The 25686-nt window shown below is 59.7% G+C and carries 24 protein-coding genes; 14 read left to right on the plus strand and 10 right to left on the minus strand.

Annotated elements, in window-relative coordinates; all coding sequences use genetic code 11:
- Positions 1 to 97: 97 nt before the first annotated feature.
- From LPJGGPFB_RS24930 to otnC, 10 genes are all read right to left on the minus strand, one after another.
- Positions 98 to 1033: a hypothetical protein gene (locus tag LPJGGPFB_RS24930; protein ID WP_173422621.1), complete on the minus strand. Its 936-nt coding sequence runs from the start codon at positions 1031 to 1033 to the stop codon at positions 98 to 100.
- Positions 1034 to 1159: 126 nt separating this feature from the next.
- Positions 1160 to 2467, minus strand: coding sequence for an NAD(P)/FAD-dependent oxidoreductase (locus LPJGGPFB_RS24935; protein ID WP_173422622.1), 1308 nt, complete (start codon positions 2465 to 2467; stop codon positions 1160 to 1162).
- Positions 2468 to 2561: 94 nt separating this feature from the next.
- Positions 2562 to 3557 (minus strand): ABC transporter substrate-binding protein, encoded by a 996-nt coding sequence (locus tag LPJGGPFB_RS24940; protein WP_173422623.1) that lies wholly within the window; start codon positions 3555 to 3557, stop codon positions 2562 to 2564.
- 131 nt (positions 3558 to 3688) lie between these two features.
- Entirely contained in the window at positions 3689 to 4609 is a 921-nt protein-coding gene (locus LPJGGPFB_RS24945; RefSeq protein ID WP_234903035.1) for a sugar phosphate isomerase/epimerase family protein, read from the minus strand.
- Between the two features lie 79 nt (positions 4610 to 4688).
- On the minus strand, positions 4689 to 5465 hold the full coding sequence (locus LPJGGPFB_RS24950; RefSeq protein ID WP_173422624.1) for an SDR family oxidoreductase: 777 nt from the start codon (positions 5463 to 5465) through the stop codon (positions 4689 to 4691).
- A gap of 67 nt (positions 5466 to 5532) precedes the next feature.
- A complete protein-coding gene (uxuA, locus tag LPJGGPFB_RS24955; RefSeq protein WP_173422625.1) occupies positions 5533 to 6726 on the minus strand; it encodes a mannonate dehydratase in 1194 nt (397 codons plus the stop codon).
- Between the two features lie 76 nt (positions 6727 to 6802).
- Positions 6803 to 7771 carry an ABC transporter permease subunit gene (locus LPJGGPFB_RS24960; protein ID WP_173422626.1) on the minus strand — a complete coding sequence of 323 codons (969 nt, stop codon included), beginning with the start codon at positions 7769 to 7771 and terminating at the stop codon, positions 6803 to 6805.
- Positions 7772 to 7797: 26 nt separating this feature from the next.
- Complete coding sequence (locus tag LPJGGPFB_RS24965) at positions 7798 to 9309, minus strand: sugar ABC transporter ATP-binding protein (protein ID WP_173422627.1); 1512 nt, start codon at positions 9307 to 9309, stop codon at positions 7798 to 7800.
- Between the two features lie 90 nt (positions 9310 to 9399).
- A complete protein-coding gene (locus LPJGGPFB_RS24970) occupies positions 9400 to 10383 on the minus strand; it encodes an ABC transporter substrate-binding protein (RefSeq protein ID WP_173422913.1) in 984 nt (327 codons plus the stop codon).
- Positions 10384 to 10497: 114 nt separating this feature from the next.
- Positions 10498 to 11184 (minus strand): 3-oxo-tetronate 4-phosphate decarboxylase, encoded by a 687-nt coding sequence (gene otnC / locus LPJGGPFB_RS24975; RefSeq protein ID WP_173422628.1) that lies wholly within the window; start codon positions 11182 to 11184, stop codon positions 10498 to 10500.
- Positions 11185 to 11322: 138 nt separating this feature from the next.
- Between otnC and ltnD the strand changes: the two genes are divergently transcribed.
- The 14 genes from ltnD (at position 11323) to LPJGGPFB_RS25045 (ending at position 25469) form a co-directional block, all read left to right on the plus strand.
- Positions 11323 to 12288 (plus strand): L-threonate dehydrogenase, encoded by a 966-nt coding sequence (gene ltnD / locus LPJGGPFB_RS24980; protein ID WP_345791087.1) that lies wholly within the window; start codon positions 11323 to 11325, stop codon positions 12286 to 12288.
- A 10-nt stretch (positions 12289 to 12298) separates the two neighbouring features.
- Positions 12299 to 13078 carry a 2-oxo-tetronate isomerase gene (otnI, locus tag LPJGGPFB_RS24985; RefSeq protein WP_173422630.1) on the plus strand — a complete coding sequence of 260 codons (780 nt, stop codon included), beginning with the start codon at positions 12299 to 12301 and terminating at the stop codon, positions 13076 to 13078.
- 1 nt (position 13079) lies between these two features.
- Positions 13080 to 14345 (plus strand): 3-oxo-tetronate kinase, encoded by a 1266-nt coding sequence (otnK, locus tag LPJGGPFB_RS24990; protein WP_173422631.1) that lies wholly within the window; start codon positions 13080 to 13082, stop codon positions 14343 to 14345.
- A 22-nt stretch (positions 14346 to 14367) separates the two neighbouring features.
- Entirely contained in the window at positions 14368 to 15300 is a 933-nt protein-coding gene (locus LPJGGPFB_RS24995) for an SMP-30/gluconolactonase/LRE family protein (protein WP_173422632.1), read from the plus strand.
- Between the two features lie 33 nt (positions 15301 to 15333).
- On the plus strand, positions 15334 to 16626 hold the full coding sequence (locus tag LPJGGPFB_RS25000; protein ID WP_427858397.1) for an AGE family epimerase/isomerase: 1293 nt from the start codon (positions 15334 to 15336) through the stop codon (positions 16624 to 16626).
- A gap of 29 nt (positions 16627 to 16655) precedes the next feature.
- Positions 16656 to 17087: an RbsD/FucU family protein gene (locus tag LPJGGPFB_RS25005; protein WP_173422633.1), complete on the plus strand. Its 432-nt coding sequence runs from the start codon at positions 16656 to 16658 to the stop codon at positions 17085 to 17087.
- Between the two features lie 80 nt (positions 17088 to 17167).
- Positions 17168 to 17920 carry an SDR family NAD(P)-dependent oxidoreductase gene (locus LPJGGPFB_RS25010; RefSeq protein ID WP_173422634.1) on the plus strand — a complete coding sequence of 251 codons (753 nt, stop codon included), beginning with the start codon at positions 17168 to 17170 and terminating at the stop codon, positions 17918 to 17920.
- Between the two features lie 41 nt (positions 17921 to 17961).
- Positions 17962 to 18768, plus strand: coding sequence for an aldolase/citrate lyase family protein (locus LPJGGPFB_RS25015; protein ID WP_173422635.1), 807 nt, complete (start codon positions 17962 to 17964; stop codon positions 18766 to 18768).
- A 153-nt stretch (positions 18769 to 18921) separates the two neighbouring features.
- Positions 18922 to 20229, plus strand: coding sequence for an ABC transporter substrate-binding protein (locus LPJGGPFB_RS25020; RefSeq protein WP_173422636.1), 1308 nt, complete (start codon positions 18922 to 18924; stop codon positions 20227 to 20229).
- Positions 20230 to 20331: 102 nt separating this feature from the next.
- The gene (locus LPJGGPFB_RS25025) at positions 20332 to 21204 is read left to right on the plus strand and encodes a carbohydrate ABC transporter permease (RefSeq protein WP_173422637.1); all 873 of its coding nucleotides are present in this window, start codon (positions 20332 to 20334) and stop codon (positions 21202 to 21204) included.
- Between the two features lie 12 nt (positions 21205 to 21216).
- On the plus strand, positions 21217 to 22041 hold the full coding sequence (locus LPJGGPFB_RS25030; RefSeq protein ID WP_173422638.1) for a carbohydrate ABC transporter permease: 825 nt from the start codon (positions 21217 to 21219) through the stop codon (positions 22039 to 22041).
- A 14-nt stretch (positions 22042 to 22055) separates the two neighbouring features.
- The gene (locus tag LPJGGPFB_RS25035) at positions 22056 to 23057 is read left to right on the plus strand and encodes an ABC transporter ATP-binding protein (protein ID WP_173422639.1); all 1002 of its coding nucleotides are present in this window, start codon (positions 22056 to 22058) and stop codon (positions 23055 to 23057) included.
- Between the two features lie 70 nt (positions 23058 to 23127).
- The gene (locus LPJGGPFB_RS25040; RefSeq protein WP_173422640.1) at positions 23128 to 24627 is read left to right on the plus strand and encodes a mannitol dehydrogenase family protein; all 1500 of its coding nucleotides are present in this window, start codon (positions 23128 to 23130) and stop codon (positions 24625 to 24627) included.
- Between the two features lie 89 nt (positions 24628 to 24716).
- Entirely contained in the window at positions 24717 to 25469 is a 753-nt protein-coding gene (locus LPJGGPFB_RS25045) for a GntR family transcriptional regulator (protein WP_210264598.1), read from the plus strand.
- Positions 25470 to 25686 lie beyond the last annotated feature (217 nt).

Consider the following 25686-nt stretch of genomic DNA (forward strand, 5'->3'; position numbering starts at 1 on the left):
CATGGTCAACAAGGCATTCTTTCCAACGCAAGCGATAGCAGTCGGTTGCGGCAGATGTTCGCTGCTGCTGCGGAAGCGATGTCTGCTTACGGGGCTCTCAATTCGTAAGAGCGTTCACTGAAATGGTGTAGGTGGTGTGCCAGACCATTCCCGCTCGAAATTCCATGGTAGTTGGAACCAGACGCGCCACGGGATTCGGCCCGGCAGAAATCGTCGCGCCGAGGTCGAATGCGGCGCGGCAAGGTTCCACCCCAATTGCCAAGTGCCGGCCACTCCAGGGGAAACCTTGTCTACCTCGATTGCTGATCCAGAGCATCAGCGACGGGAAGTCGCCGGGATTCCATTCCAGGACGGTCTGCCAGTTCTCGTCCAGCCGTTCGAGGGTCGCGCGGCCGGAGGCGTTCGGAATGAGGACGCGACATTCAGCGCGCTCGGAAAGCGGAAGGCTGGTGAGATCGATTTCCGTTCCGTCGCGGCAAAGAACCCCGTTTAGATTCGGCGAGACTTCGTCCACCACAAGGGGACAAGGGTCAGGCTCGGACCCGAGAGGGTGAGTCCAGACCGTATCATGTGGTCCAATATTCAGCCGCGCGGTTCCGGACGCCTGCGGCAAAGTCAGAACCGGGTGGAGTGCGATTGGCAAATTGCAGTCACGCCTGGGCAGTACTTCAAGATCCAGTTGTACGCCCGCATTGGCCGGCCGTAGCCGGCGCCGGAGGAGTTCGATGGGAGAGTCGTCGGGATAGCGGATCTCAGCGACGAGAGCGCCGCTGTTCTCAGTGACCGTCCAATCGTTGTTCGCCGCGAAGCCGTGCGGCGGCACATTCGTGCCTGCAGCTATGGGCCAGCCATCAGGTAGGGTGGTGGCACCTTCAGTGCCGAACGGGATGCATGGCCATTCTCCGCGCATGCTGCGCAGAATTTCAGGCAGAGCGGCAACGTTGGGTTCGTCGATCCAAGGCGCTGTTGCCAATGGCTCCACCATTCGACCATCAGGCAGGCGCAAACGCAAACCGTTGATCATGCCGCCCAACGGTTGAAGTCCTGCTTCGCCTTGGGGCCAGATAAGACTTGGTATCATCCCTGCTCCATTATCATGCGGGGTCGTTGCTTTTCCTAGACAAATCCGGAGCTTATCGTGACCGCGCAACCACTGTAATCAGTGGAGTTTCAGCCTTGGCCGTATGACCCGGTTCACGTGGCCCACAAGGATGAGCGCAACGCCCTTTACCCAGCCATGGATGGCAAGCAGATGCATCCGGTACAGCGAAAGATAGACCAGCCTGGCGAGGCGTCCCTCCACAGCCATCCTACCGCCGACCAAATTACCCATCAGGCTTCCGACTGTCGAGAAACGGCTGAGCGAAACAAGGGAGCCCTTGTCGCGGTAGACGAAGGCCTCAAGGTCTCCTCCCGAGATCATTCGAAGCAGATTGCGATAGACTGTGGCCGCCATTTGATGGGCCGCTTGCGCCCTTGGTGGAATAGGACGCTCCTCCCCCGGTGGGATAAGAAAACAGCAATCCCCCATCGCAAACACGCGCTCATCCGACGTCGTTTGAAGTGTCGGTCTGACCACAAGCTGATTGCTTCTGGATATTTCAAGCCCGTCGAGTTCGCGAAGGACATTCGCTCCCCTCACACCGGCCGCCCAAACTGTAATGTCCGCACGCACCTGGTCGCCCGTAGCGAGGGACAAGCCTTGCTCCGTTGCAGCGGTCACGGACGTATCAACGAGCACCCGCACCCCCAGTGCCTCAAGTTCAGCGTGTGCGGCCCTCGCAAGCGGTTCGGGAAGCGCCGGGAGGATCCTCGCCCCAGCTTCAATCAATGTCACCCGCAGACGGGATTCATCAAAGACCTCCAGTCCGTAGTGCTTGAGAGCTGACGCTGAATTGTAGAGTTCTGCCGCCAACTCCACCCCCGTCGCCCCGGCTCCGACGATCGCGACGTCGACAAACGCCTCCAACTTCGGGTCAATGGACATTGTCCGCGACACACGCAGACAGTGATTAAGCAGTTTCTTGCGAAAACGGTCGGCCTGGGACCGGTTTTCGAGGAAAAGGCAGTGGTCCTTGACACCCGGCGTGCCGAAGTCGTTCGAGATCGATCCGATGGCAATGACAAGGTAGTCGTAGCGCAGGCGATGACGGCCGATCAACTCCGAGCCGTCATCGTCGTGGAGGGGCGCGACCACCACCTGGCGCGCCGCTCGATCTATCGATTCCAGTGATCCGTAAAAGAAGCGGTATCCCCATCGATGGCCATGGCTACGATACCCGACTTCATCGAGGTTGGCGTCGAGGGAACCGGCAGCTACTTCGTGGAGGAGTGGCTTCCAAATATGAGTGCGGTTACTCTCCACCAATATGATGTCGAAATCGTCCCGCCCCAGCTTCGCACCGAGGCGCCGGACGAGTTCGAGCCCACCAGCCCCACCACCAACAACGACGACCTGGATCTTCATGGCTAACGTTCCTGCTCGCGAATGGCGCTCGTGCCGGTGAATTTTCAATGGAACGAATGGCATGCCACGGCGAGCGCCGGGCATGCCTCAACGATCACTCCGCGGTCGGGTTCAGAAGGTGCTGGTGACGCGGCTCGCCCATGTTGGCGGTGGTAATCAGGTTGGCGCCGGTGTCGACGTCCTTCTCTACACGCTCGCCCTTGGAGGCGGCATACGCTGTCTTCACCCCGTCATAGCCCATGCGAAAGGGGTCCTGAACGATCAGTCCATCTATGACTCCGCCGGAGAGGAAGCCGACGGTCTTGTCGTCGCTATCGAAGCCGATGAGCGCCACCTTGTCCTGAAGATTATTTTCGGCGATGGATTGGCCAGCGCCCTGAGACATCTGGAGGTTCGTGACGAAGATCCCCTTCAGATCGGGTTTTGCGACCAAGAGGTCGGTCGTCATGTTGAGGCCGGTCGTCGGCTGCCCATCGGCAACCTTGTCGGAGTAGAGATTCAGCGCAGGATATTTTGCGGAAAGCTGATCACGAAACCCGCGTGCGCGCGCCTCGTCGGAGCCGGAGCCGGCATTCGCAACGATTAAGGCAACGTCACCCTCGATCTTTCCGCCGTTGGCCGATGCGATCGCAGCCGCAAGACCGTCGGCCGCCAGCCTTCCACCCTGCTCGTTGTCCGTCGTCAGGAACGAGGCAAACGCCTTCGAGTTTGCGGGAGAGTCGATCCCGACCACTGGAAGCGCACTGGCTGCCTGATCGACGGCGCCGCCAAGCGCAATAAATTCGATCGGTGCGATAACCACAGCGTTCGCGCCGCTGGCTACCGCGTTCTCCAGAAGCGCGATCTGACCGTTGATATCGCTCTCCGACTGTACGCCGAACTCAGGAACATTGATGCCCAGTTCCGTCTTCGCCTTGCGCGCGCCGGCCAGAACGGTCTGCCAGTATGACGAGGTAATGTCGCGCACAATCACCGGGATCGTAACGTCCTGGGCGCTGGCAACGCTCGCCACACTGGATGCGATGGTGAGACCGAGAACGCTCGCGATGACTAGCGGACGGCTCCAGATGCGATTAGATGAAAACTCCATAACTCTCTCCACGTTATCGAAGACAAAAAAGAAGGTGTCCGCCCGCCATTTGAGGCGCGCGAGCGAGGGTCGACTTCCAACCGACCGGTTAAAGGTCGGAGGGTCTTTAAAAATCTGGCTTCAGACCGGGTTCAGGGCAGAAGGCTACGCTCGGCCTGGCGTAGCGTTTCCTGCGCGGCCTTGATCTGGGCTCGCGTGTACATCAAAGCGTGGGTGGCCAAGTCATGACCGTCCTCCCACAGGTTGCGCCATATGCCGAGGATGCCTTCGAGGGGTTGACCGACGACGCGCGACGAGAAGCTTTCGAAGGTGATCGGCCCGGCGTAACCCGAGGAGACCAACGCGCGGAACACCCCGGCAAGGTCGATCGTGCCCGAGCCCATATAGCCGCGGTGAGAATCTCCGGTGTGGAAATAGCCGAGATAGTCGCCAGTCGCTTTGATCGCCGAGGGAACGTCGGATTCCTCGATGTTCATATGGTAGACATCGAGGTGAACTTTCACGTTCGGCGCACCGATCCGCTTGCACAGTTCCACGCCCTGCGACGCGGTGTTCAACACGTTGGATTCATAACGGTTAACAACTTCCAGCCCGAGCGTGATACCGCTTTTTGCAGCCGTTTCCGCTACCTGCTGCAGCACGTCCACGGACATGGCGACCCCCGCGGCCGTCGTGGGAGCGGTGTTTTTCTGGAACGCGGAGTGCAGGATGCCGCAGACATGCGTTGCGCCGCAATCGCGCGCAACCGAAAGGGCTTGCTCGAGTTTCTCCTTGCCGCGCCTTGCTTTCTCTGCATCCCCGCTCGAAATGTCGCTATCAGCATCAAGGCCGAGAGAGAAGTTGATGCCGATACCGTGCTTTTCGAGGGTGCGACGGGTAAAATCGATATCGATCGAACTCGGATCGAGCGCCGGCGCCTCGATAAAATCGTAGCCAACCTCGGCGGACTTTGCGATCGCCCGAGCACATTGATCATGGCTCCAGCCTGATTCCCAAACTAATGCATGCACTCCCAACTTATTCATGTTCGACTCTCTGTGTTGTTCAGGCAAAGGTTCAGCCGTCGCGCCGGCGGACGCACGGGGCGAAGTCGTCGCGGGAATGTGTTCGTGTCGTCGAGTGTTCGCCGCGTCAGATGACGCGGCTCATCACGTTTCGGCCGAGGAAGGTGTATTTCTCTACGTCATAGACCTGCCCCGTGATCGGAGCGGAGGTGTCGGACGCCCAGAAGACGACATGGTTGGCGACTTCTTCCGGAAGAAGGATCCTGCCGCCCGGCGCAAAGACCGGAGGAATGCTGGACTGCCAATCATCGGGCCGGCCCTGTGCGCGCTGCGTCTCGATTTCAGTCTCGGTCAGTGTCCAGCCGACATTGAGTTGGTTGACGCGGATGCCTTCGGTCGCACATCCATCAGCGACGTTGCGGGTCATCGTCATCAACGCCCCCTTCGACATAGAATAGACCAGCAGGTCCGGCTGCCCAGAATAGGCGTTGACCGAGCCGATGTTGACGATCGAGCCCCTGATCCCCTTTTCGCGCATGTGCTGGATGGCGCGACGAGTCAGCAGCATCGGTGAACGCGCATTGATCGCAAAAATGCGGTCGAATGCTTCGCCATCGGATGCGTCGAGATCGGTCCGCGGGAAGATGGCCGCGTTGTTGACGAGAACATCAAGGCGGCCATAAACGGCGATTGCTTCCTCGGCGATCTTTTCGGCTGCATCAGCTGTTGCAAGGTCGCCCCTGATGTACGGCGCCCCTCCGAGTTGGGCGGATGCCGCCTCGAGTTTTGTCACGGACGATCCGTGGAGGATCACCTTGGCACCCTTTGCGACGGCCGCCTTGGCTGTCGCCAGTCCAATGCCGGAGGACGAGCCGGTGATGAGAATGACTTTCTCTTCGAGCATTTCGATGTGTTCCTTAGCAGGTCTGAAAATTAGGGGGCGCCCCTGCGGGCGTCGCCCTGGACGTTCGTTACGCCGAGATCTCTACGTGGGCGCGCATGACGCCGCGCAGTTCCGCGAGGCCCTTCAGGCGGCCGATGTAGGAGTAGCCGGCGTTCACCTTCACGCCAGCCTCGACCTTTGCGATATCGTCTGCCAGCAGATGGCCGTGATCAGGCCGCATCGGGATCAAGGCGTCTGCTCGTCCCTCGGAACGGCGGCGCTTTTCCTCATCGAGTAGCGTGAACACGATCTTCACCATGTCGGAGTCGCCATCGAGGTGTTCTGCTTCATAGAACGAGCCATCCGGCTCGCGCGTGGTGTTGCGCAAATGCGCAAACGCGATGCGCGGTGCGAATTCGGCAGCCAGGGCTGGAAGGTCGTTGTCCGCCCGAGCGCCCATGGAGCCGACACAGAAGGTCACTCCGTTCGAAAGGCTAGGATGTGCACGAAGAATGAAGCGGAAATCCTCTGCCGTCGACACGACACGCGGCAGGCCGAAGAGCGAGAACGGCGGATCGTCGGCGTGAATGCCCAGACGCACGCCCAGTTCTTCAGCAACCGGCGCCATCTCTTTGATGAATTCGGCTAGGTTCGCACGCAGTTCGTCGGCAGAGACGCCATCAAATTGCGCAATCTCACGGGCTATCCCTTCCCGGCTGTAGGTGTCCTCGCCGCCGGGGAGACCCGCGATGATGTTGCGCTCCAGCACCTGTTGCTGCTTCTCGTCCATGGCTTCGAACCGAGTCTGTGCCTGTGAAACCAGGCTCGCATCATAATCGCCAGCCGCATTTGCGCGGCGAAGCACGAAGACGTCGTAGGCGACGAAATCAACCATGTCGAAGCGTAGCGCGTAGCCGCCGGACGGAAGAGCGAAATGAAGGTTTGTTCGCGTCCAGTCCACAACGGGCATGAAATTGTAGTTGACGACTTTGACGCCGGCTTCCGCCAGAACCGCGAGTGTAGCCTTCCAGTTGGCGAGCGTGGTGCGGAACGAGCCTGTGCGCAATTTGAGGTCCGACGGCATTGGAATGGATTCCACGACGGACCAGCGCAGCCCGTGCGCCTCGATGAGCTCCTTTCGCTTGAACACGTCGTCTCTCGACCACGCCGCACCCGGCCTATAGCCGTGGAGCGCGGAAACGATCCCAGTGACACCCGCCTGTTTGATGTAGTCGAGAGTGACCGAGTCACCTGGTCCAAACCACCGCCAGCACTGTTCCATTGGTTTTCCTCATTTGGTTATTGTTCGCGGAGGATGTTCTGACGACGCGGGCGGCACAACAGCTGCCCGCATCGCATTACTTCCCGCGACGCCGCAATTGGTCGAAGTAGACGATAGCGATAATCAGAAGTCCGGTGATAATTCTCTGCCAGAACGAGTTCACGTTAAGCAGGTTGGCGCCGTTGTTGATCGTCGCGAGGATGAACGCTCCGATAAGCGGCCCCTGAACGGAACCGACCGCGCCGAAGAGGGACGTTCCGCCGATGACGCTTGACGCGATCGCCTGCAATTCCCAACCGTCGCCCTGCGTGGCATTCCCGACGCCGAGGCGGGCCGAAAGAAGCACGCCGACGAAGGCGGCCGATACCGCCGAGACGCAATAGGCGAGATAGATCAGCTTAGAAACGTTGACACCGGAAAGGCGCGCCGCTTCCGGGTTCGAACCGACCGCAAAAAGATAGCGTCCCCATTTCGTGTGTTCGAGGAGCAAATACGCAGGCGCGGCGACCACAACGACCATCCAGAAGAGGTTCGGGATGCCGAGGAAGGAATCGCGCGCAAACTGGGCGAGGCCCTGATGGGTGATGTTGATCGTCGCGCCATTGGTCATCAAAAGACCGATTCCGCGCAGCGAAGTCAGCGTCGCTAGCGTGATGATGAAGGGCGGCAAGCCCATTTTCACGATGCCGAAGCCGTGGAAAACGCCTATTGCCAGACCGACGAGCAAGGTCGCAATGATTGCAAGCCAGACGGGGAAACCAGCCTGGAGCAGCGATGCGATGATAACCGTCGCAAAGCCGACCACAGCGCCAACCGACAGGTCGATGCCTGCAGTGATGATGACGAATGTCTGGCCGATCGACAGCACGGCGATCATGGAGCCCTGCCGCAGCAGATTGGCAATGTTGTTCCCCGTCGCGAACGTGTTGGTCGCAATGCTCAAGATGGCGCAAAGTGCGACCAGAAGGCCGACGAGCGTCAGCGAGAACAAGAGATTGTAGTTTTTCCGCGATACGGGTTTTTCGGTGGACTCAAGGGTTGCCACAGCTTCCTCCTCTCAATTGAACAGCGTCAGACGCCAATGGCGAGCGCTAGAATTTCTTCTTCCGTCTTTTCACGGTACGTGTGGGTGCCGACCTGCTTGCCGCTACGAAAGACGTGGAGCGTGTCCGCTAGCTCGTAGACTTCGGGAAGGTAGGAAGAGATCACGATGATCGCGGCCCCGCGCTTCAGCAGAGCGCCGAAGAGCCGGTAGATTTCCGCCTTCGTCCCGACGTCCACACCGACCGTCGGCTCGTCGAAAATAAACAGTTCCGCACCGTGGTTCAGCCATTTGCCGATGACGATCTTCTGCTGGTTTCCGCCCGACAGGGAGGACGCAAGTGAGCGGCGCGACGGCGTTTTGATCGCAAGGTCCCTGATCTGCTTTTCCGCACGATCGATCTCCCCACGATGATTCAGCGTGAGGCCACGCTGAAGAGTGTCGTAGACTGGAAGGTTGATGTTCAGAGAAATCGGCAGATTGAGATTGAGTCCCTGGTCGCGCCGGCTCTCAGGCGCAAGGGCGATCCCCAAATCGATGGCCGTGCGCACATCGCGGATCGCGATCGGCTTGCCGTGCCATTTGATTTCTCCCGAGGTACTGGGATTGCGGCCGAAGAGGCTAAGCGCGAACTCGCTACGTCCGGCCCCAATCAACCCGTACAAGCCAACGATCTCGCCCTGCCTGACGGTCAGGTCGATGTCAGCAAAGCCCGTCCCGGTAAGCGCTCGCGTGGACAGAACTTCGCTGCCGAAGGCGACTTTCTCTTTGTGGTAGATCTGCTCCAGTGACCGGTTGATCATCAGCGTAACGAGTTCGGCATTGTTGGTCTCGTCGATGTTTCTCGTTCCGACAAAATTGCCGTCCCGCAACACAGAAACACGATCGGCGAGCTCGAAGACCTCTTCCATGCGGTGGCTGATGTATACGATCGTGACGCCATCAGCCTTCAGTCGGCGAATGAGCTTGAAAAGCTGGTCGGCTTCCTGCCTTGTGAGGTAAGCGGTGGGCTCATCGAAGATGAGGAACTTCGTGCCGCGGACCGACGCGCGCGCGGTGGCGACGAGCTGCTGCTGGCCGATCGTCAACGAGCCGAGCTGCACATCCGCCGGAATATCGAAGCCGATATCGTTCAGGATTGCCTGGGCACGCGTGATCATTTCCTTCTTGCGAAGGAGGCCACCTTTCAGAACCTCGTCGCCGAGGAAGATGTTGGCCGCGACGGTGAGGTGCGGACAAAGCACCACTTCCTGGTGGACCGCATTGATGCCGATCGCGATTGCATCGGCCGGGTTTTCGAGACTCACTTCTGTGCCACGCCAGAACATCGTGCCGGACGTCTTCTTCACGACGCCTGTCAACACTTTGATCAAGGTCGATTTGCCTGCGCCGTTCTCGCCGACGATGGCGTGGACTTCGCCGGGCATGAAGGAAAGCGTGAGCGGCTTGAGCGCGCGAACGGGTCCATACTGTTTTTCGACGTCCCGTAGGTCCAGGATCGGCACGGCCGAAACCGTCGACGCCAATGTTTCAGTCGTCATGAGTACACTCCTGCGCACCGATCACGGTTGACGGCGCGTCATCGTCAACAAGGAGCGCCCGCCCCCGAGTTCAGGGGCGGGCCTGGCTTCTTAGTTGATCTTGGGATTCAGCAGCTCCTGGCTGCGGGCCTCATCGATGTTCTTGGTGGTGATGACGCTGACGCCGGTGTCAACCTTAGCCTCCACCTTTTCGCCCTTCACCACGGCGAACGCGGTCTTGACGCCGTCATAGCCCATGCGGAACGGGTCCTGCACGATCAGCGCGTCGATCACGCCTTCCTTGAGGAAGCCGACGAGCTTGTCGTCACTGTCGAAGCCGACCAGCGCGACGGTGTCCTTGACGTTGTTCTCCGCAATCCCTTGGCCGGCACCCTGGGCCATGATCAGGTTGGACGCGAAAATGCCCTTGATGTTCGGATTGGCGGTCAGAAGGTCAGTCGTCATGTTTAGCGCCGTAGCGGCCTGGCCATCGGCGACCTTGTCATAAACGAGTTTCAGGCCTGGGTACTTGGCCGCGAGCTGCTCTTCGAAGCCCTGCACGCGCGCATCGACCGAACCGGAGCCGGCCAAGGCCTTGATCAGGGCCACTTCGCCCTCAACCTTGCCGCCGTTCGCTTCGCCGATCGCTACAGCGAGGGCGTCCGCTGCGTTCCGGCCACCCTGGACGTTGTCGGTGCTGAGGAACGAGGTTAGCGCCTGGGAGTTCGGCGCCGAGTCGAGGCCGACGATCGGGACGGACTTTGCTGCCTGGTCAATGGGGGCGCCCAGCGCGGTGTACTCGGTCGGCGCGATTACGATCGCCTTGGAACCGCTCGACACGGCGTTCTCCAGGATGGCGATCTGGCCATTGATATCGGATTCAGACTGCGCGCCCAGTTCCGGCACGGATACGCCAAGGTCCTTACCGGCCTTGCGTGCGCCGGCGAGAACGATCTGCCAATAGTAGGACGTCGTGTCCTTGACGATGACCGGGATTGTGACGTCCTCGGCGGCTGCCTGGGAAACAGGCAGAGCCAAGATCGTCGATGCGAGAGCTGCCAGAACGATAGAACGACGGGCGCGCGAAAACTTCATCATGCATTCCTCCCAATGGATGGTGCCGAAGCGGCTACTCCTCAAAGACCGCGGCTGCGATCGCCATAATCGTTAAAGGATAGTACCATGGTAGTCAACATTAAACAGCAGTAATTAGTGACCGTCGTGGGCATGCTCATGATCGTGTTCGTGGAACTCCGGAAGCGTCAGCCCAAATGCCGAAACAAGATCGGCGACCTGCGCCGGCGACAGAAGGCGCGGGTTAAGACCCTGCAAAAGAAGGTAAAGACGGGCCGTTTCCTCCAGCTCTTCCGTGGCGAAGACCGCGCCTTCCAGGTCCCGGCCGCAAACGACGGGACCGTGATTGGCCAGCAGCACTGAAGTATATTTTCCGGCCAATCCCCGAATGGCGTCGGCAACGGCAGGATCGCCTGGACGATGATATGGAACGAGCGCGGTTTGGCCGGCACGCATCAGGTAGTAGGGTGTCAGCGCCGGGAGCACCGCCTTGGGGTCGATCTCCGGTAGCATGCTGAGTGCCACGGAATGGGTCGAATGAAGGTGAACGACAGCCTGGGCGTCGCCCACGGTTTCGTAGAGCGCCGCGTGCAGAGGGATCTCTTTCGTCGGCTTTGCACCGGAAACTACCCGGCCGTTTTCGTCGAGACGCGACAACTCGGCCGGATCCAGAAATCCGAGTGACGCGTTCGTCGGCGTCACAAGCCAGCCGCCGCCGGGAAGCCGGACTGAAATGTTGCCGGACGATCCGGGAGTCAGCCCGCGGTTGAAGAGCGACCGTCCAAACCTGCAGATTTGCTCGCGAAGTTTCAATTCTGACATTTCGTTTTCTCCTGCTCTTGACGCCGAGACTTGCAGAACGCGCGATAGGTCGTTGCAATTCCCGCTTGGCAAACCCGCCATTCTCCGTTAAATGAACACTACCATGGTACACGACAATTAGGAAGTGTCTCGACGCCCCTGTCGTGGGCCAATCAGCAAAACTGGAGGAGACGCATGTCAGATCGCGCTCAAGGAGAGCCGTTGAAGGTTGCCGTCATCGGTCTCGGATCGATGGGGTTCGGAATGGCGGAGTCGCTCCTGCGAGCCGGCTTCGATGTAGCTGGCTTCGACATCACCGACGCGGCGCGTGAACGACTTCGCTCGGCCGGCGGCACGTCCGGAGGCTCCCCGATCGAAGTGGCTACGGGCGCTTCGGTCGTTGTGTCCGTCGTGGTCAATGCCCGTCAGACCGATGAGATCCTGTTTGGCGATGCCGGAGCGATCGGTGGAATGCCGGCAGGATCAGTTTTTATCTCGTCGGCAACGATGTCTCCTACCGACGCCGAGAACCTGGCGGCGAAAGCGAAAGAGCGCGGGGTTTTCTTCCTCGATGCCCCGATTTCTGGTGGAGCGAAGCGCGCCGCCGCCGGCGAACTGACGATCATGGCATCTGGTGAACCGGAAGCGTTTCTAAAGTCGGAAGGCGTCCTGTCGGCACTCGCGCAGAAGGTTTATCGTCTCGGCGACCGTGCCGGGATCGGCGCTTCGGTAAAAATGATCAATCAACTCCTGGCCGGAGTTCACATCGCGGCAGCCTGCGAGGCAATCACGCTTGCTTCCAAGCTGGGCCTTGATCTTCGCACGGTCTACGAGGTGATCACTGCCTCGGCCGGCAATTCCTGGATGTTTGAGAACCGAATTCCACATGTCCTCGATGGCGATTATCGTCCGCTGAGCTCGATCGAAATCTTCGTGAAGGACCTCGGCATTATCCAGGATATGGCGCGGTCCGAACGCTACCCCGCCCCCATCGCGGCCGCAGCCCTCCAGATGTATCTTGCCGCGGCGGGTGCAGGCATGGGCCGCGATGACGACTCCTCGGTCGCACGCGTTTACGCCCAGCTGTCCGGCGCGGCGCTCCCGCCGTCATCTGTAGACCTGTAGGCCGTGCGCTATGCCGAATTTCGCAGCCAACCTGACGATGATGTTCAACGAGGTCCCGTTCGCCGCGCGGTTCGAAGCAGCGGCCGCCGCGGGTTTCGAGGCGGTGGAATGTCTCTTTCCCTATGGCATTCCGGCTCATCAGCTTTCGCAGATCCTCAAGTCGCTCGATCTTAAACAGGCGATCTTCAATCTTCCCCCGGGTGATTGGGATGCTGGCGAGCGTGGCATTGCCAGCGCACCGGGCCGTTTCGAAGATGTGAAGGCGGGCGTGGAACTTGGGCTGGAATATGCCGAAGCCACCGGCGCGACACGTCTCCACCTGATGGCCGGCCTTGCCGATCGAAACGATCCTGCGGCCGTCGCATCCTACCGGCGTGCGGTAGAGTACGTGGCTGGCCGCCTGGCAGAACACGATCTCATCCTGCTGCTCGAACCCATCAATGGCCGCAGCATGCCGGGCTACTTCCTGAACGATTTCGCATTTGCCGAACGGCTGATCAACGAGATTGGCCAGTCGAACGTGCGCCTGCAATTCGATGTCTTCCATCGGCAGATCATGCATGGCGACATCGCGAAGTCTTTCGAGCGGCTGCTGCCGATCGTCGGGCACGTCCAGATCGCCAGTGTGCCCTCACGCCACGAGCCGGCAGGAGAGGAGCTGAACTATCCGTTTATTTTCAGCGCGATCGATGCGACCGGCTACGATGGCTTCGTTGGTTGCGAATACAACCCCAAGGGTAACACGCTCGACGGGCTGGGCTGGTTCGAACCCTTTAAGAGGAGGCAGTGACGTGGTAGCACGTATTGCAGCGATTGCCGACGACTATACAGGCGCGTCAGACCTTGCCAACACTTGGCGCCGCAACGGCCTGAAGACCATTCAGACGATTGGCGTCCCGACGTCGATAGACACCTCGGATGCGGACGCAATCGTCGTGTCATTCAAGATACGGTCAGTGCCAGCCGACGAAGCCGTGGCCGCCGCGCTGGAAGCCTACGATTGGCTCAGGGAGATTGGTGTCGAGCACGTCATGTACAAGATCTGCTCGACCTTCGATTCCACAGACAACGGCAATATCGGGCAGGTCACCGATGCCTTGCGCGATAAGGCTAATGCGGGCTGGACGCTTGTGACGCCCGCATTTCCGGAGACGAAGCGTACCCTCTACAAGGGCCATCTTTTCGTCGAAAACTCTCTTCTGAACGAGAGCCCGCTCAAGAACCATCCGATCAATCCGATGCATGATCCGAACCTTGTACGGGTTCTCGGCAAGCAGTCGAAGGATACGGTAGGTCTCGTGGAGCTTGCCACGATCCGCGCTGGCGACGACGCGGTCATCGCACACCTCCGCGGTTTGCAGCAATCGGGCGTTCGCTCCGTAATCGCTGACGCCGTAGCGGAAAGCGATCTGGAGACGCTGGGCCGCGTCGCCATGCAGTCCGCAGTTTCGACAGGGGCCTCCGGTCTTGGCCTCGGTCTTGCCCGTGCGGTTCGCCAAGTGGGCGCGCCGGGCGGCGCGGATGGTGAAGGCGCGGCGAAGGTGGATGGCTACTCCGCAATCGTCGTCGGAAGCTGCTCGGCGCGTACACTCGAGCAGATTGCTGAAGCTGAAAAGATCATGCCCGTTCTTCGGCTCGATTCCGACCAGCTTCTCGGAAGCGACGGCGATATCAGCGAAGCCATCGCCTGGGCAACGGCACGGTTGCCGGATGGTCCGGTACTGATCGCAGCCAGCGCCGACCCGTCGACCGTCGGTGCGATCCAGCAGAAATACGGCTGGCACAAGGCGAGCCAGGTTATCGAAGCAGCTTCGGGGAGACTTGCCACGGCCCTCGTCGATGGTGGTGTTCGCAAGCTTGTTGTCGCCGGAGGAGAGACCTCCGGGGCAGTAGTCGACCATCTGCGGATCGCCGGCTTCCGCATCGGCGAGGAGATCGCGCCCGGCGTGCCCGCACTGAAAACCATTGGCCGGAGTGACGGCGAGCTTTCGATGGCGCTCAAATCCGGCAATTTCGGCGGGATCGATTTCTTCGCGCTCGCACTTTCCAAACTCTGAAATACCTCTGGAGGAGACACCTATGTTGACGGACTGGTTTGAGGTCAAGGATCCGCGCTTTACCGCGCTGGTGTTCGAAAACGTCCATGTCGAAAAACTGTGGAGCGGCGCCCGCTGGACTGAGGGGCCCGCTTATGTGGCGGCGGGAAAATATTTGCTGTTTTCGGACATCCCGAACGACAGGATCATGCGCTTCGATGAAACGAACGGCGCTGTGTCCGTCTTCGAGACGCCGTGCGGTTTTCAGAACGGTCGCACTGTAGATCCCGAAGGTCGCGTGGTCGCTTGCGAGCATGGCGGCCGGCGCGTCTCGCGGCGCGAACACGACGGCTCAATCACCGAGCTTGCTTCTTCCTACAAGGGAAAGCGGCTGAATTCGCCCAATGACGTCGTCGTCCGTTCGGATGGCTCGATCTGGTTCACCGACCCGACCTACGGCATCGATAGCGACTACGAGGGTCACAAGGCCGATTCCGAGATCGGCGCATCCTATGTCTACCGGATCGATGCCGATGGCGGCGATCTCACCGCTGTCGCCACCGACTTTGCAAAGCCCAACGGACTGGCCTTCAGCCTCGACGAGAAGCAGCTCTACATCTCCGATACCGGCCTCAGTCACGACCCGGCCGGCCCGCACCACATTCGTGTGTTCGACATCGCCGAAAACGGACGTGAACTGACGAATGGACGGGTCTTCGCTACCTGCGATGCCGGCGTCTTCGACGGTTTCCGCCTCGACTGCCTCGGCAACGTCTGGGCAAGTGCGGGCGACGGTGTCCATTGCTTTGCGCCGGACGGCACGTTGCTTGGCAAGATCAGGATACCCGAGGCTGTAGCGAACGTCGAATTCGGCGGCCTCAATCGCAATCGCCTTTTCATCACGGCCACGCAGAGCCTCTATTCGGTCTACGTCCGCGTCAACGGTGCCCGCAATCTCGCGCGCCACGTCGGCTGACGCTCAACGCATCCAAGCGACAAGAGAAAACCCATGACACACTCCGCACGTCCCAGCTGGATCGGCATGACCGGACCGCGCTATGTCGAACGCCCCGTCCACCGGCACTGGCTCCTGTCCCAGGCACGCTCGCTGTTCGATTTCTTCCAGTATACCGCCTTCAATCCGAAGGGCGGTTTCTCGACACTGGCCGACGATGGTCAGCCGAACCCCTCCGAGCCGGGTCATGTCGGCGCGCTTCGTCAGCTACATGACACGTCGCGCATGGTGCATTGCTTTGCTGTCGCCCAAATGCTCGGCCTTCCGGGCGCCGACCGCAATGTGGACCATGGCATGGACTTCATCTGGAAGCGCCACCGCGACACGACGAACGGCGGATACTTCTGGGGCGTCGATGACGAGAAGGCCACGCATCCGAACAAGCTCGCCTATGGCCATGCCTTTGTGATCCTCGCCGCCTCCTCCGCAAAGATCGTTGGCCACCCGGACGCCGATCGGTTGATGGCCGATATCCTCGAAGTGCTGCACACGAAGTTCTGGGATAAGGCGGCTGGCGCGACCACCGAAGAATACGCCTCTGACTGGAGCGAAATCAGCGACTATCGCGGGCAGAACTCCAACATGCATCTCACTGAAGCGCTGATGGCTGCATTCGAAGCGACCGGCGATCGCCAGCTTCTGACGATGGCCGAAAGCATCGCCTCGCTCATCATCAATCGCCATGCCCGTGACCAGGGTTGGCGCGTTGCCGAACACTTCACACGCGACTGGAACGTCGATCTGAACTATGCGGGCGATCCGATGTTCCGGCCAAGGGGAACGACGCCGGGTCACGCGCTCGAATGGAGCCGGCTGCTCGTCCAGTTGTGGGAACTCGGCGGCCGCGCACATTCTTGGATGCTCGAGGGTGCGAAGGGCCTGTTCCTGAAAACGGTGGAGACCGGCTGGAACAATGAAGTCGGCGGTTTCTACTACACGCTGACTTGGGACGACCGGCCGGATCGCAACGATCTCTACTGGTGGCCTTGCGCTGAGGGCATTTGCGCTGCCGCTGTTCTTGCCGCCGTCGACGACGATCCGCGTTTCGAGGAATGGTATCGCCGCATCTGGGGGTTCGTGAACAACCACTTCATCGACCGTCGCCAAGGCTCGGGTGGGTGGATTCCGGAACTGGACAACGATCTACGTCCGGTCAACCGCGTCTTCATCGGCCGCCCCGACCTATACCACGCCGTTCAGTCATGTCTGATCCCGTTGCTTCCCTCGAGTGGCAGCATCACTCGCGGGCTCGAAGGCAACGGCACGCTCTACGTTCTGAGTGCCTGAAATCAACGCCACTCAACAGGTGACATCGAATGCTTAAAGGTTTTTCCAACCTCCTGACGCCGCAGCTTCTCTATGTGTTGCAAGCCATGGGCCACGGCGACGAGATCAGTATCGTCGATGGAAACTATCCCGGCGAAAGCGCCGGCCCGAAACTTGTCCGGCTGGATGGGCACTCGGCCACAGACGTGCTCGATGCCATCTTGAGCGTCATGCCGCTCGACACCTTCGTCAAGGACCCGGCAGTCGGCATGGATGTCTCCGCCGAGGTCAAGGAGCGTCCGCCAATCTTGGCCGATTTCGAGGCGATCATCCAAAGGCACGAGCCGGATATGGGTCTGACCCTCGTCAACAAGCCGGATTTCTATCCGCGTGCCAATCGAGCCTACGCAATTGTCCAGACAAGTGAAGCCAGGCTCTATGGCAACATCGTCTTGAAGAAGGGCGTGATTTTCCCGTCATAGGCGTTTTTGACGCACTTCGGTGCTCGACAAATGTCCACTACCATGGTACTACACTATCCCAGCAATAGGGAGGATACAGCATGCTCATTTCTCTTGAGGGAACGAACGTCGTTGTCAGTGGCGCCGCCGGCGGCGTCGGCCGATCCGTTGTCAGAAAGCTCCTCGAACTTGGAGCCAATGTTTGCGCGACAGACATCACTGAATCTGTCTTCGAACTGAAGTCGCTTGGCGACCATGTCCAGGCAGTCGTCGCCGACGTGACGAAGAGCGCCGACGTCGAGCGCATCTACGAGGCCGCGGAAAAGGCGTTTGGAACCGTGGATTGCCTGGTCAGCAATGCCGGTTTCATCATCTCGAAGTCGGTCCACGAGACCTCGGAAGAAGAATGGGACAACGTCCTTGATGCGAATGCGAAGTCGTTCTTCCTGATGTCCAAACGTGCGCTTGGCGGCATGAGGGAGAAGGGCAAGGGCTGCATCGTGGCGACCGGCTCCATCTCGAGCGTCGTTGGCCTCCCCGCCCAGGCTGCCTATTGTGCCAGCAAAGGCGCCCTGCTCCAGCTCGTCCGCCAGATGGCGATCGACTATGCCGCCGACGGCATTCGGGTGAATGCGGTCGGCCCGGGCTCTATCGATACGCCTTTCCTGCGCAAGTATCTGGACGGCCTGGCCGATCCGGCCGCCGGCATGGCCGACATCAAGGCTGCTCACCCACTCGGCCGCTGGGCCGAGCCAGACGAGGTCGCCGACTCAATCGTTTACCTGTGCTCTCCCGCAAGCTCGTTCGTCACGGGGCAGATTCTCATGGTCGACGGCGGCTACTCGGCGCGGTGACGCGTACGCATCCACAAAAACTGCAGCCACAGGAGCTTGAAGTGAACCCGAACACAGCAAAAATCGCACTTTCGAACGGAAAGCCCCTCTTTGGGTGCTGGATCCAGCTGTTCAATCCTGTGGTCGCCGAAATGATGGGTCTGTGCGGCTACAACATCCTGATGATCGACATGGAGCACGGCCTCGGCTCCGTGCAGGATACGGCAAACGTCATGCGCGCCGCCCGCGGTACAGGCGCCGCGTCCCTCGTTCGTCTTCCGGCCAACGATCCCGTCATCATCAAGACTTTGATGGATCAGGGTGCCGATGGCATCATGGTTCCTATGGTCGAGACGCCGGAAGCGGCGCAGGCCGTCGTATCGGCCTGCCGCTATCCACCCAAAGGAAATCGCGGCCTCGCCGTCGGTATCGCCCGCGGTTCGGATTATGGCATCAACGAAAATTACGTGGCTACGGTTGACGACCATACGCTCGTCATCTGCCAGATCGAAACGGTGCTTGGCGTCAAGAACGCGAGGGCGATAGCGGAAATTGATGGCGTCGACATGCTGTTCATCGGCCGCAACGATCTGGCGGCAGACTCCGGCCATATCCTCGATCTCGATCACCCCGAGGTGAACGCACTCGTCGACGAGGTGCTCGCCATCGCCAAGGAAACGGGCAAGAAGATCGGAACCGTGCCGAGCGCCGGCCGTACATGGGAGAAGCTGATCGACGAAGGCTTCGATCTCGTCATTCCGTCGAGCGACATCTCCATTTTGAGGATGTTTGGCCAGCAGGAAGTCGGTGCATTCCGAGCGCATGTCGGTGACGAGCGCGCATCTTCCCGCATAGCGAAAGGCTACTGACCATCGCGGTCGCGTGAGCGTCCGGGGAGGATAGAAGAGAGGACAATCAGGCAGTTTCGCAATCAGGACGCGGTCGCCAGCGTGACCGCGAACGATCGCGCTCGGAAACTCGCAAGCGTGGCGAGTGATTTGCAGCAACCAAGGGAGGTTCAAATGCGCAAATATGCATTACTGTTTGGGGCACTCAGCTCGCTGATGTCCACTACTGCCATGGCCGAAACCGTGTTGACGATCGCGACCGTCAACAACGGCGATATGATCCGCATGCAGGGTCTCACCGACGACTTCACTGCGAAGAACCCCGATATCCAGCTCAACTGGGTCACCCTCGAAGAGAACGTTCTTCGAGAGCGCGTCACCACGGACATCGCGACCAAAGGCGGCCAATACGACATCCTGACGATTGGCACCTATGAGACTCCCATCTGGGCAAAGAATGGCTGGCTCCTGCCGCTCGATAAGCTCGGCGCCGACTACGACGCCGATGATCTGCTCCCTGCGATCCGCGAGGCGGTCTCTGTCGACGGCAAGCTCTACGCATCCCCGTTTTATGCCGAAAGCTCGCTGGTAATGTATCGCAAGGACCTGTTCGAAAAGGCGGGCCTGAAGATGCCGGAAGGCGGCCCCGATTGGAAGTTCATCGGGGAGGCAGCCCGCAAGATCGATGATAAGGCAAACGGCATTTCCGGCATCTGCCTTCGCGGCAAGGCCGGCTGGGGCGAGAACATGGCCCTGGTCACGGGTATCGCCAATGCCTACGGCGCCAAATGGTTCGATGAAAACTGGAAACCCCAGTTCGACACCGACAAGTGGAAGGAGGCGGCAGCCTTCTATGTAAACCTTCTCCGCGACGCCGGTCCGCAGGGCGCTTCCTCGAACGGCTTCAACGAAAACCTGGCGCTTTTCCAGCAGGGCAAGTGCGGCATGTGGATGGATGCGTCGGTCGCGGCGTCCTTCGTATCCAACCCGAAAGAATCAACTGTCGCCGACCAGGTCGGCTATGCGCTGTCTCCAAACGTTGGCGGCGGCGAAAGCCGTGGCAATTGGCTGTGGGCCTGGACCCTCGCGATTCCGTCGAGCTCGACCAAGGCCGACGCAGCGCAGAAGTTCATTTCCTGGGCGACCGACAAGGCCTACCTCAACCTCGTCGCCTCCAAGGAGGGATGGGCGAACGTTCCCCCGGGTACCCGCAAGTCGCTCTACGACAATGCACAGTATCAGAAGGAAGCCCCGTTCGCTGCAATCACCCTCGACGCGATCAACGCTGCGAACAAGGGCAAGCCGCAAGCCCAGTATCCCGCCTGGGGCTATATCATCATCCCGGAATACCAGAGCATCGGGACCTCGGTCGGTCAGCTTTTCTCGGCTGCCGTCGCCGGGCAGCTTTCCGTCGATGATGCGCTCGCACAGGCGCAGTCGGTGACCACGCGCGAGATGACCCGCGCGGGCTACATCAAATAGCGCCTCCCAAGGCGGCGGCCGCTCCGCTTGAGCGGCCGCTCTACACCTCAGTTCAAAATCAAAGTCTGAGAGCCCGCATCGTCGGGCGGAAGGGAGCACAGGATGTCAGCCAAAAGTACAAGATCGCTCGCTCGCCTCACGATGGCGCCTGCAGTCGGCCTCTTGCTTGTCTGGATGATCGTGCCGCTCGTGATGACGCTGTGGTTCTCGTTCCAGAACTACAATCTCCTCAATCCGGGGAACGTCAGTTTCGCCGGCCTGTTCAACTATCAGTACTTTTATACGGACCCGGCGTTCTTCCAGTCGATCTGGAACACGCTCGTCATAGTGGGCGGTGTTCTTTTGATCACGGTCATCGGCGGCATCGCCATCGCGCTGCTGCTAGACCAGCACATCTGGGGCCAGGGCGTAGTTCGCATCCTCGTCATCTCCCCCTTCTTCGTCATGCCGCCGGTCGCAGCACTCGTGTGGAAGAACATGATCATGCATCCGGGCTACGGCGTGCTCGCGGATATCAACCGGGCGCTCGGCCTGCAGCCAGTCGACTGGTTCGCGCAATATCCGCTGCTGTCGATCATCATCATCGTCGCCTGGCAATGGTTGCCCTTCGCCACACTTATCCTCTTGACCGCCCTACAGTCGCTCGACGGCGAGCAGAAAGAGGCGGCGGAGATGGACGGCGCCAATTTCGCGAACCGCTTCATTCACCTCACGCTGCCGCATCTCGCTCGCTCGATCACCGTCGTCATCCTCATCCAGACGATCTTCCTTCTCGGCGTCTATGCGGAAATCCTCGTCACCACCAATGGCGGGCCGGGCTATGCCTCCACGAACCTGCCCTTTCTGATCTACCGCACCGCCCTGCTCGGCTACGACGTCGGCGGCGCCTCGGCAGGCGGCATCATCGCCGTGATCCTCGCAAACATCGTCGCCTTCTTCTTGATGCGCGCCGTCGGCAAGAACCTGGACAAGTAAGGAGGACTCTCTATGGCCCGCACCATCTCCACGAGACGGACCGCCGTCGTCACGCTCTGCGCCTGGATCGTCGCACTCGTGATCTTCTTCCCGATTCTTTACACGATCATCACCAGCTTCAAATCCGAGGCCGAGGCGATCCAGGGCTTCAATCTCATTCCCTCCGGCACGGTCGAAAGCTACGTCGAGGTTCAGACCCAGAAGGACTATTTCAAGCCCTTCATGAATTCGGTCATCCTGTCGCTCGGCTCGACGGTACTCGCCCTTCTCGTTTCGGTACCCGCCGCCTGGGCGATGGCATTCTCGCCGACCAAGCGGACTAAGGACATCCTGATGTGGATGCTCTCCACCAAGATGATGCCGGCCGTCGCCGTGCTGGTGCCGATCTATCTGATTTTCCGCGATACCGGCCTGCTCGACAGCCGCATCGGCCTGACCGTCATGTTGATGCTGATCAATCTGCCGATCGTCGTCTGGATGCTCTACACCTACTTTCGGGAAATTCCTGGTGAAATCCTTGAAGCGGCACGCATGGACGGGGCCTCGCTCTGGGGCGAGATCATCTATGTGCTGACCCCAATGGCAGTGCCGGGTATCGCCTCGACCATGCTGCTCAACATCATCCTTGCCTGGAACGAGGCCTTCTGGACGATCCGGCTGACGACGACCAACGCCGCGCCACTGACAGCATTCATCGCCTCCTTTTCCAGTCCGCAGGGTCTGTTCTGGGCGAAGCTTTCGGCTGCCTCGACACTCGCCATCGCGCCGATCCTGGTCATGGGCTGGTTCTCGCAAAAGCAACTCGTCCGCGGCCTGACCTTCGGCGCCGTCAAATGACTCGGGAGGGAAAAATGGGAAAAATCGTACTTCGGAAGGTCAACAAGTCTTTCGGCAACACCGCCGTCATTCCCGGTATCGACCTTGCCATCGAGGATGGCGAATTCGTGGTCTTCGTTGGCCCCTCTGGCTGCGGCAAGTCCACGTTGCTGCGTCTGATCGCCGGCCTGGAAGACACTACATCCGGCACGATCGAGATTGACGGGCGCGACGTCACCGACACTGCCCCTGCTCAGCGCCGGCTGGCGATGGTCTTCCAGTCCTATGCGCTCTATCCACACATGAGCGTTCGAAAGAACATCGCCTTCCCTCTAAAGATGGCAAAGCTCCCGCAAGAGCAGATCAACAAGAAAGTCGAGGACGCTGCCCGCATCCTCAACCTAACCAACTACCTGGAACGTCGGCCAGGACAACTTTCCGGTGGCCAGCGCCAGCGCGTCGCCATCGGCCGTGCAATCGTCCGCCAGCCGTCTGCCTTCCTGTTTGACGAACCACTGTCAAACCTCGATGCGGCGCTGCGCGGCTCGATGCGCCTCGAGATCAGTGAGCTGCATCACCAACTGAACACCACGATGATCTATGTCACCCACGACCAAGTGGAGGCCATGACCATGGCCGACAAGATCGTCGTGCTCAATGCCGGCAATATCGAACAGGTCGGTTCGCCACTGGATCTTTACCGCTCTCCCCGCAACCTTTTCGTCGCCGGATTTATAGGCTCGCCGAAGATGAATTTCGTGAGCGGTTCCTATGCGCAAGCGCATAGCGCTGTGACGGTCGGTGTTCGCCCCGAGCACCTGGTGCTGTCGAGGGAAAGTGGTGAGTGGCACGGCACGGTAACTGTGGCCGAGCATCTCGGAGCCGACACCTACCTGCATGTCCAGGTCGATGGCATCGGCCTGATCACTGCGCGCGCCAGCGGCGAATTCGCCGTCAAACACGGTGACAGCGTCTTCATCACGCCCGACAGAAGCCGCATCCACCGCTTCGACGCGAACGGCAACGCTCTCGCCTGACAAAACCGGCGGCAGGCGCCTGCAACCATCGAATACAACGCTCTGCCTCAGGGCTCCCGGAGACACTGACATGACTGTGAAACTTTCGCTCGCAAGCCTGAACGACGTCGCCGCGACGGCGTCCGTTCCGACCTATGACCGCGCGACGCTGTCGGCCGGCATCGTGCATTTCGGTGTCGGTAATTTCCACCGCGCCCACCAGGCGATCTATCTTGATGACCTGTTCAATGCCGGCGAGGATCACGACTGGGGCATCATCGGCGCCGGGGTCCTGCCGTCGGACTCAGTCATGCGCGACAAGTTAGCCGCCCAGGATTATCTGACAACGGTGGTCGAACAGGACAACAATAAGAGCGGCGCGCGAGTCACCCAGCCTATGATTGACATGCTCCCGGTTGGGGATCCCGAAGCGGTGATCGCCGGCTTGGCCGATCCGAGAGTCCGCATCGTCTCTATGACTATTACTGAAGGTGGCTATTTCATCGACGCCTCGGGCGAGTTCAACCCCGACCATCCCGCCATCGTCACTGACGGCAACGAGCCGTTGGCGCCAAAAACCGTGTTCGGCCTGATTGTCGCTGGGCTGAAGGCTCGTCGGGCGGCCGGTTTGAAACCATTTACCGTCATGTCCTGCGACAACATTCCCCACAATGGCAAGGTGACGGCTTCCGCTGTCGTCGGCACGGCGCGGCTTTCTGACCCGGAGTTTGCCGACTGGATTGCCGCAAACGTCGCCTTCCCGAACGCCATGGTCGATCGCATTACCCCGGCGACCAGCGAGCGCGAAATCTCGCATTGCCTCGAAACCTACGGTATCGACGACAACTGGCCGGTTTACTGCGAGGAATTTAAGCAGTGGGTCCTTGAAGACAATTTCCCGGCTGGTCGGCCTGCATTGGAGAAAGTCGGCGTCCAGTTCGTTGCCGACGTCTCTCCATACGAGCACATGAAGATCCGCATCCTCAATGGCGGGCACGCTGCGCTCGCCTACCCGGCGGCTCTACTCGATATCCATTTCGTTCACGAGGCAATGAACGATCCCGATATCCGCGCATTCTTGGGCAAGCTTGAAAGGGACGAGATCATCCCGATCGTGCCGCAAGTCCCCGACACAAATCTCAACGAGTACTACGAGATTATTGAACGTCGCTTCTCCAACCCGAAGATCGCCGATACCATTCCGCGTCTTGCCCACGACGGTTCAAACCGACAGCCTAAATTCATCCTGCCGTCGACAGCAGACAATCTAGCCCAAGGAAACGACGTGGTTGGCCTTGCCTTGGTGTCCGCGCTTTGGTGCCAATACCTCCTGGGTGAGACCGATAGCGGACGTCCGATCCCCGCAACAGATCCGAACCTGGGCCGCGTTAAAAGTGCGGCTCGTCAAGCCGCTTCCAACCCGGATGCATTTCTCGCCTTGGGAGACGTCTTCGGCTCGCTCGGCAGCAACGATCTGTTCCGGGTGCGGTTCGCACAGGCCTTGTCGGCACTGCAGGCAAACGGAGTCCGCTCGACGCTGAAAGCCTATGTCAGCGGCGGTCTTGGCGATGTCCGCGCGACGCCAACTTGACGTTGAATCGGTTTAATCCGTTAGACCAGAGTCGCCCGATGGGCTAACATGCGCAAGATGGATGTTCGATGCGCTCTGGAGAATTGTTGATGGCGTTGGGAAGTTTGAATATTCGCGAGGACGCCCCGGCGCCCTCGGCGTATGGAAAAGTGTATGACATACTTCTCAATCTGATCATTTCGTTCAAGCTGAAACCATTTGCGCTGCTGTCGGAGAAGGCTGTCTCGGACGCCCTCCATGTCAGTCGATCGCCGGTTCGCGAAGCGTTGGCGCGGCTCGCCACCGTGGGGTTGGTCGACATCTATGCTCAAAGGGGATCTATCGTTGCGCCGTTGCGTGTCAAAGATCTCCAACACTCGCAGTTTCTGCGCGAGTGCGTCGAGGTCGGGTTGCTACACAAAGCCTGTCAATTGCCTGATCGATCAGAACTATCCAAGCAGCTCAAGGGCGAAATCGCGCTACAAGAAACGCTGGCTGCCATAGGCGATTTCCCACGATTCTCGAAGTCCGACGAGCTTTTCCATCAGTACATCGCCGTCTCAGTCGGCTTTCCTGACATTTGGACCGACATCAGCAATGCTAAACTGCATATGAACCGGTTCCGCAACTTGACGTATCCGGACATGGACAGCCTCACGACCATCATCGCTCAGCACAAGAAGATTGCCGATGCGATTGAAAGGGGAAGCGAAGCTGATGCCACTAAGGCGATGCAGGAGCACCTGCGTAAGATCTTCCCGCTCATCCCGGATCTGATCAAGAAATTTCCCGAATATTTCGAAGAGACCAACGATCCGGCTGGAAGGATACACCGTCCAGATCTCACGCTAGTAACCCGGTAGCGTCGGCGGATCGTGAGCGATTGTCCCCGCGCAAAACTGCTATCTTCCCCCTCACTGCGTTAAACCAGAACGGCTCGCATCGACCCGTTGTTTTCATTCGTCCATAGCGAAGACAACTACCGGCGTGCCAGTGCCTTAAAAAGATTCGAACTTTCGACGACGCCTCCCGTCTATCGCGCGCCCGGTCCGGTTGAAGCCCCGAATTTCGACGGGGTTT

Source organism: Ensifer adhaerens (genome assembly GCF_013283195.1).
In the GTDB taxonomy this organism is placed as follows: domain Bacteria; phylum Pseudomonadota; class Alphaproteobacteria; order Rhizobiales; family Rhizobiaceae; genus Ensifer; species Ensifer adhaerens_G.